This is a genomic window from Cryobacterium sp. (genome assembly GCF_025463825.1).
Lineage (GTDB): Bacteria > Actinomycetota > Actinomycetes > Actinomycetales > Microbacteriaceae > Cryobacterium.
In genome coordinates this window covers 1-5,131 of sequence record NZ_JAODBG010000062.1, presented here as the reverse complement: position 1 = coordinate 5,131, position 5,131 = coordinate 1, and the positions used below count along the sequence as shown (strand labels likewise).

Annotated in this window: 7 protein-coding genes; 2 read left to right on the top strand and 5 right to left on the bottom strand. The window is 70.9% G+C overall.

The window, feature by feature from the left end:
• The coding region (locus JWP54_RS08005; protein WP_297370032.1) for an aminotransferase class III-fold pyridoxal phosphate-dependent enzyme at positions 1 to 643 on the bottom strand (643 nt) is incomplete at its 3' end.
• The gene (gene ddaH / locus JWP54_RS08000) at positions 640 to 1,479 is read right to left on the bottom strand and encodes a dimethylargininase (RefSeq protein ID WP_367274196.1); all 840 of its coding nucleotides are present in this window, start codon (positions 1,477 to 1,479) and stop codon (positions 640 to 642) included. The genes ddaH and JWP54_RS08005, both read right to left, overlap by 4 nt.
• Before the next feature lie 243 nt (positions 1,480 to 1,722).
• Between ddaH and JWP54_RS07995 the strand changes: the two genes are divergently transcribed.
• Together JWP54_RS07995 and JWP54_RS07990 are read left to right on the top strand one after the other, a co-directional pair.
• Positions 1,723 to 2,160 (top strand): Lrp/AsnC family transcriptional regulator, encoded by a 438-nt coding sequence (locus JWP54_RS07995; protein ID WP_265397678.1) that lies wholly within the window; start codon positions 1,723 to 1,725, stop codon positions 2,158 to 2,160.
• An 8-nt stretch (positions 2,161 to 2,168) separates the two neighbouring features.
• Complete coding sequence (locus JWP54_RS07990; protein WP_297370028.1) at positions 2,169 to 2,540, top strand: GntR family transcriptional regulator; 372 nt, start codon at positions 2,169 to 2,171, stop codon at positions 2,538 to 2,540.
• 43 nt (positions 2,541 to 2,583) lie between these two features.
• On the opposite strand, the gene JWP54_RS07985 is transcribed toward JWP54_RS07990, so the two are convergent.
• The 3 genes from JWP54_RS07985 to JWP54_RS07975 form a co-directional block, all read right to left on the bottom strand.
• A complete protein-coding gene (locus JWP54_RS07985) occupies positions 2,584 to 3,024 on the bottom strand; it encodes a YdeI/OmpD-associated family protein (protein ID WP_297370025.1) in 441 nt (146 codons plus the stop codon).
• 228 nt (positions 3,025 to 3,252) lie between these two features.
• On the bottom strand, positions 3,253 to 4,224 hold the full coding sequence (locus JWP54_RS07980) for an NAD(P)-dependent oxidoreductase (protein WP_297370022.1): 972 nt from the start codon (positions 4,222 to 4,224) through the stop codon (positions 3,253 to 3,255).
• On the bottom strand, positions 4,221 to 5,131 hold a 911-nt coding region (locus JWP54_RS07975), incomplete at its 5' end, for an AMP-binding protein (protein WP_297370019.1). The genes JWP54_RS07980 and JWP54_RS07975, both read right to left, overlap by 4 nt.

Here is a 5,131-nt window from a genome sequence, read left to right as displayed (position 1 = left end):
CGGTGTTCTCGTCGATGGCCGCCTCCAGCGCCGCGGCGTCCCCGTACGGCACGGTGCGGAAGCCGGGCGTGAACGGACCGAAGTCGGCGCGGGCGGACTCGTCGTCCGAGAAGCTGATGATGGTGGTCGTGCGGCCATGGAAGTTGCCACTGGCGACGACGATGTTCGCCTGTCCTGCCGCAACGCCCTTGACCCGGTAGCCCCAGGCGCGGGCAACCTTGATGCCGGACTCGACGGCCTCTGCACCGGTGTTCATCGGCAGCACCATGTCCTTGCCGGCCAGCTTGGCCAGCGCGGTCACGAACGGGCCGAGCTGGTCGTTGTGGAACGCCCGGCTGGTGAGGGTGATCCGGCCCAGCTGGGCACGCGCGGCATCCAGCAGTACCGGGTTGGAATGGCCGAAGTTCACGGCCGAGTACGCGGCCAGGCAGTCGAGGTAGCGCTTGCCGTTGATGTCGGTGACCCAGGCTCCGTCGCCGGAGGCGACGACCACGGCCAGCGGGTGGTAGTTGTGGGCGGCGTGCTCGTTCTCGAGCGCGATCGCCACGCTCTGGTCGGTTCGGCCCACCTGCGCGGTGAGGCTGGACTGCGGCGTCAGGCTGGACTGTGCGGTGTGGCCGGCCCGCTCGGTCAGGGCGCTCATCGGCGCAGCTCCAGGGTGCAGCATTTCACGCCGCCGCCGCCGAGCAGCAGCTCGGACAGATCCACGCCGATCGGGTTGTACCCCCGTTCGCGCAGCTGCCGTTCAAAGTCCTTGGCCCGGGCCGCGATCACGACGTTGTACCCGTCGGAGTAGGAGTTGAGGCCGAGGATGGCGGCGTCCTCCTCGGTGACGATGATGGCGCCGGGGTAGCGCTCCCGCAGAATGGCCAGGCTGGGCTCGTCGAACGCGCTGGGCAGGTAGGCGATAGTGGAATCGTCGAGCACGGCGATGGCGGTGTCGAGGTGGTAGAAACTCGGGTTGACCAGCTTGAGCGTGATCACCGGGCGGTTGAAGATCCCGGAGACCTCCTCGTGGCTGTTCGAGGCGCTGCGGAAGCCGGTGCCGGCCAGGATGACGTTGCCGACCAGCAGGAAGTCGCCCTCACCCTCGTTGATCTCGGCGGGGTCGCGCACGTCGAAGCCGTTCGCGCCGAACCAGTCCATGTACGCCGGGCCCTCCGGCTGTCGCTGCGGATACGTGAAGTTGGCACCGTATGCGATTCCGTCGATGACGAAGCCACCGTTGGCGGCGTAGACCATGTCGGGCAGTCCGTCGATGGGGTCGATCAGCTGTACGTCGAAGCCGAGGCCGACATAGGTGTCGTACAGGGTCTGCCACTGGGCTACGGCCAGGCTCGTGTCCGTCGGCAGCGCCGGGTCCATCCACGGATTGATCCGGTAGACGACGGTGAAAAATTCGGGCTTGCACATCAAGATGGTGCGCGTGATGGGGGTCCGGGTGCGCACGGCGGATGCCGCGGACTCCTCCGGGGTGATGGACGCTAGATCGACTGACACGGGAGCTCCTCTGCTGGCGATCCGCCGGCGGGCGCGAAGCGGAACGCGAATGGGTGGCGGACCAGGTCGCTCTCGTGAGCCCGGCACGATTCGGTGGAGCTGAATCGAACAGAGACGCCGCTTCTAGTGTTCCACAGCACGAATCGACGTTTCCTGCGCAATGACGCAGGGAATACGCGTTGCAACCACGGTTCGCGCAAATTCTCCGCGTACACTGGTCGGATGGACAACCTCGATCGCGGCATCCTCGATCTCCTCCGTCAGAACGCTCGCGCGGGCTACGGTGACATCGGGTCGGTCGTCGGCTTGTCGGCCTCTGCCGTGAAGCGCCGCGTCGACCGGCTTGTCGCCGACGGCGTGATCCGCGGCTTCACCATCCAGGTGGATCCGGCCATCGACGGGATGAGCACCGAGGCGTACGTTGAGCTGTTCTGTCGCGGGACCGTCGCACCCGACGAGCTCCTGCGCATCCTGTCCGGCGTGCCGGAGGTGGTGGATGCCGGCACCGTCACCGGCAGCGCCGACGCGATCGTGCACATCCGCGCCCGCGATATCCCAGGTCTGGAGGCCGCGCTGGAGAAAGTGCGCCTGGCCCCGAACGTCGACCACACCCGCAGCGCGATCGTGCTCACCCGCCTGATCCACCGCGGCCCGGAGTAGCGGCGCCCATGCCCGGCCTGAACCTTGCCGTCGACGCGATGTCGGCGACCCCGCCGTACGAACAGATCCGGATGCAGGTGATCGACGCGGTGCGCTCCGGGGCCCTGATCCCCGGCGACAAGCTGCCCACCGTGCGCCGGCTCGCCGAGGACCTGCGCCTGGCCCCGAACACCGTGGCCCGCAGCTATCGCGCCCTGGAGCAGGACGAGGTGATCGAGACCCGGGGCCGGCTCGGCTCGTTCGTCGCAGCGACCGGGGATGCCCCGCACCGGCAGGTGCAGCTGGCTGCGGTGGCCTACTCCGACCGGGCGAGGTCCTGGGGGGTGGCGCCCGAGGAGGCGCTGGCCATCGTGCGCGCGGCGCTGGGCCTCGGCAGTTGAGCCGACCGGATAACTGACAAGGCCGGTAGAGGGCGCCGGGGTATCAGGCGCCGTTGAGCTCGGCGAGCACGGCGTCCAGCCGGCGCTGCCGGGTCGCATCGGTCTTGGCACCCTCGATTGCGAGCACGTGCCGGCGCTGGTTACTGAACGAGAGCGTGTCGAAGGCTGTTCGCGCGGCCGGGTTCGTCGCCAGCGCGGCACTGAGCACCTCGGGTTCGTCGACGGTGCGCGGCTGGTCGTCCAGCTCGATGGTCACATCCACCTCGTCGCCGCCCGCGACGCCGGCCTTGTCCCGGTTCTCGGCGCTCAGCGCGATCATGTACTTCCCCCGGTACGGCGCCACCGAACTGCGGTAGCTGTGCCCGTTGATCGTGACTGTGATGGCATGCCGCTTGCCCGGACCGAGGCCCGCAACGACCTCGTCGGGCACCGGGATTCCGGTGGCGGTGGCGCCGGATTGCTCGATGACGGTGCGGAAGTCCATAGGGCGAGTATGCCGTCAGCCCCGAGCGGGGCGCAACCGTCAGGTCCGATCTCCTCGTCGTGCTTCAACGAGATGACAGTTGGGGTTCGTTCCGGGCGCGAGAACTGCCCACAAGTGGCTTCTCTCCGGCCGCAACCCTTTCGACTTGCCAGTTGCGGCCCGTTGCGAGTGACCCAATGGGCCGCAACTGGCAACTCACGGACCGCCGGGCGGGCGGGCGCGGGCGGGTCAGGCGGTGCGGTAGTGCTCGGCCAGGCGGGCCAGGCCCTCGTCGAGGGAGACGACCGGTGTCCAGTGCAGGTCGGCGCGCGTGCGGCGCTGGTCGAACCAGTGCGCGGTGGAGAGCTGTTCGGCCAGGAACCGGGTCATCGGCGGTTCGTCGGCGCCGGGGAACACCCGCCAGGCCGCCTCGATGACCGAGCCAGCCGCGCGGGCCACCCCGGCGGGCACGCTCCAGGCCGGCGGGCGCACCCCCGCGGCCGTGCAGATGCCCGCCAGCAGCTCGGCCACCGGCCGGGGCTCACCGTTGGTGAGCACGTAGGCGTTGCCGTGCACGGCATCCACCCGCTCGAGCGCAGCGGTGATCGCGTCGGCGGCGTTGTCGACGTAGGTCGAGTCGATGAGTGCCGCCCCGTGACCGAGCAGCGGCAATCGGCCGGCCCTGGCCCGCACCACGATGCGCTCGGTCAGTTGGGGGTCGCCGGGCCCCCACACCAAGTGCGGCCGCACGGCGACGACCCGCAGCTCGGGAGAATCCGCGGCGAGGGCCAGGAGCTCTGCGGCGGCCTTGGTGCGGGCGTAGTCGCCGCGGGCGTGAACGGGGTCGGCCGGCAACGCGTCGCTGCCGGTGATCGAGGTGCCGGCGTGGGCGACGGAGGGCGACGACACGAACACCAGCCGGGGCACCCCCGCGGCGCGTGCGGCGTCCAGCAGGGTGCGCGTGCCGCCCACGTTCACGGTTTCGAACTCGGCGGGGTCGCCGGCCAGCGAGACCTTGGCGGCCAGGTGCACGATGGCATCGACCCCGGCCACCGCGTCGGTGACGGCGGCCGGATCGGTGATCGACCCGAGTGCATCCGTGACCCCGGCGACGCCGCTCGGCCGGCGCTGGAAACAGCGCACCTCGTGGCCGGCGGCAGCGATGGCGGCCGCCACGGCGCTGCCGAGGAACCCGCTGGCGCCGGTGACGAGCACCTTCATGGCCGGGTCAGCCTGGCGCCGGTGAGGATGCCGTGGGCCCAGCCGGCCAGGCGGGTGCGGTCGATCTTCGAGTTGTGGCGAATGTCGGTGGGCAGGTGCGGAACCACCAGCACCGCCGCGACGGGGTGGCCGGCGACCATCCGCACGTCTTCGGCGAGATCGGGTTCGGCCAGGCCGACCCGGGTGGCGGCGGGAATCGTCTCGACGACCAGGACAACCTGTTGGGTGCCGGCCGCACCGACGCCCACGGCAGCGGCGCGGGCGACCTGGGCCAGCGCCGACACGGCGATCTCGGCGCCGACGGGCGTGACCACGCCGGCGGCGGTGGTGATCACGTGCGGCATCCGGCCCTCGACCCAGAGCCGACCGGCGGCGTCGAGGTGACCGACGTCGCCGGTGCGGTGCCAGCGCTCCCCCGGGGTGACCCCGCGGGTGGCGGCCTGGTCGGTGAGCCAGAGCCTGTCGTAGTGGTCCTTCACGTGCGGGGCGGAGACCACGATCTCCCCGGTCACCCCGGCGGCCTCCGAGAGTTCGCCGACGGCACGGCCGTTCTCGTCGAGGGCGCTGATGCGCACCCTCGTCGTGGCGGCGGCACGGCCCACGCAGACCCCGCCGGGGCCGCGGGCCACGTCGTCGAGGGCGGCCTCACGGATGCCGTCCAGGGTGATGTCGGTCATCAGCAGGCCCTCGGTCATGCCGTAGGGGGTGTGCGCGCTGGCGCCGGGCATCAGGGCCGCGGCCGAGGCGAGCAACGGCTCGGAGACGGGCGCGCCGGCAGAGAGGAAGCTCTTCACGCCGGCGAGCGCGGCGCGGTCGGTCGGACTGAGGGCGCCCTGGGTGCGCACGACGTTGGCCAGGGCGGCCGGCGACAGGAACACCACGGTGGCGTCGATGGCTGAGACAGCGG

Bases quoted from the DNA above. Each gene is read 5' to 3' on its own strand.
- JWP54_RS07985 (WP_297370025.1), bottom strand. From the start codon at position 3,024: ATGGACTTCCGCACCGTCATCGAGCAATCCGGCGCCACCGCCACCGGA.
- JWP54_RS07980 (WP_297370022.1), bottom strand. From the start codon at position 4,224: ATGAAGGTGCTCGTCACCGGCGCCAGCGGGTTCCTCGGCAGCGCCGTG.
- JWP54_RS07990 (WP_297370028.1), top strand. From the start codon at position 2,169: ATGCCCGGCCTGAACCTTGCCGTCGACGCGATGTCGGCGACCCCGCCG.
- JWP54_RS07995 (WP_265397678.1), top strand. From the start codon at position 1,723: ATGGACAACCTCGATCGCGGCATCCTCGATCTCCTCCGTCAGAACGCT.